Origin of the sequence: Halanaerobium sp. MA284_MarDTE_T2 (genome assembly GCF_003337245.1) — a bacterium.
Classification (GTDB): domain Bacteria; phylum Bacillota; class Halanaerobiia; order Halanaerobiales; family Halanaerobiaceae; genus QPJE01.
The window spans coordinates 1-1,442 of sequence record NZ_QPJE01000064.1; the positions used below are offsets into that span (position 1 = coordinate 1).

Sequence of the window (1,442 nt, forward strand, 5' to 3'; positions counted from 1 at the left end):
GCCTCTTCGCTATTTAGTGTGGGTTTTCATTGTTCTTTTATTTAATATAGCTGAATTTATTCATTTCAATCTCCAATTATGGTATACTTTACCTATACTATAACAGGAGATGATTTTAATGTTTAATAATATAAATTTATTCACCCAGGCTTTAGGAATAGAAGACCCATGGAAACTTGATAAAATAGATTTTAATAAAGATGATGGTCGATTGGATATTTACATTTCTCACAAAAGAGGTAGTAAATTTCCCTGTCCTGAGTGCGGTGGAAAATCGCCTATCCATGATACTAAAGAAAGAACCTGGAGACATCTTAATTTCTTTCAGTACAGAGCCTACATACATGCTAAAATGCCGAGAACAAAATGCACAGACCATGGAGTGCTGCAGGTTAAAGCACCATGGGCTGAACCAGGTTCAGGATTTACAATGCTTTTTGAAGCTTTCATTATGCAATTAGCTACAGCTATGACTGTCAATGAAATAGCTGAATTAGTAGGTGAACATGACACAAGACTCTGGAGAATACTGAATCGTTATGTAGAAGAAGCCCGTGATAAAGAAGATTACAGCACCACCGATAAAATCGGTATTGATGAAACTTCAAGTAAGAAGGGACATAACTACATAACAATATTTGTGGATCTTGATAAATCAAAAATAATCTATATTACCAAAGGTAAAGATGCTTCAACTGTTGATTCTTTTGCTTTGGATTTAAAATTACATAATGGTGATCCTAAAAATATTAAAAAAATCTGCTGTGATATGTCACCAGCCTTTATTAAAGGCACTGCTGATAACTTTTCTCAGGCTAAGGTTACCTTTGATAAATTTCATGTAATGAAAGCTGTAAATAAAGCTGTAGACCAGGTAAGACGCAATGAACAATCTGATAACAAAGAACTTAAAAAGACAAGATATATCTGGCTTAAAAGCAAGAATAATCTAACCAAAAAGCAGAAAGAAAAACTAAAATCACTATCTGAAATGAATCTAAAAACAATGAGAGCCTATAATCTTAGATTATCCTTGCAGGAATTCTGGAATATAGATGATATCACAGCTGCAGCAAGTTATCTGCAGAAATGGTATCTCTGGGCGATTCGCAGTCAACTTGAGCCAATGGTTAAGATAGGCCAATTTATTAACAGACACTGGCAGGGCATAATGAACTATATTGAAAGCCGAATCAATAATGGTATATTAGAGGGTTTAAACGGTATTGTTCAGACCATAAAAAGAAAAGCCAGAGGGTTCAGGAATTTAAATAATTTCATGACAGCTATATATTTACAGTGTGGTAAACTTGAATTTGATTTACCTAAAGCATTTATTTAATATTAAAATTCATGCTAATTTAAAGCTATATTTAAATTCCACGTTACCATTAATGTTAACATATGCCATTGGGGTTACCCACACTAAATAGCGAAGAGCC

The 1,442-nt window shown here is 33.6% G+C and carries 1 protein-coding gene; it reads left to right on the forward strand.

The window, feature by feature from the left end:
- Positions 1 to 118 precede the first annotated feature (118 nt).
- Positions 119 to 1,342: an ISL3 family transposase gene (locus DFR78_RS11845; protein WP_114459028.1), complete on the forward strand. Its 1,224-nt coding sequence runs from the start codon at positions 119 to 121 to the stop codon at positions 1,340 to 1,342.
- The last annotated feature ends 100 nt before the right edge of the window (positions 1,343 to 1,442 follow it).

Bases quoted from the DNA above. Each gene is read 5' to 3' on its own strand.
- DFR78_RS11845 (WP_114459028.1), top strand. From the start codon at position 119: ATGTTTAATAATATAAATTTATTCACCCAGGCTTTAGGAATAGAAGAC.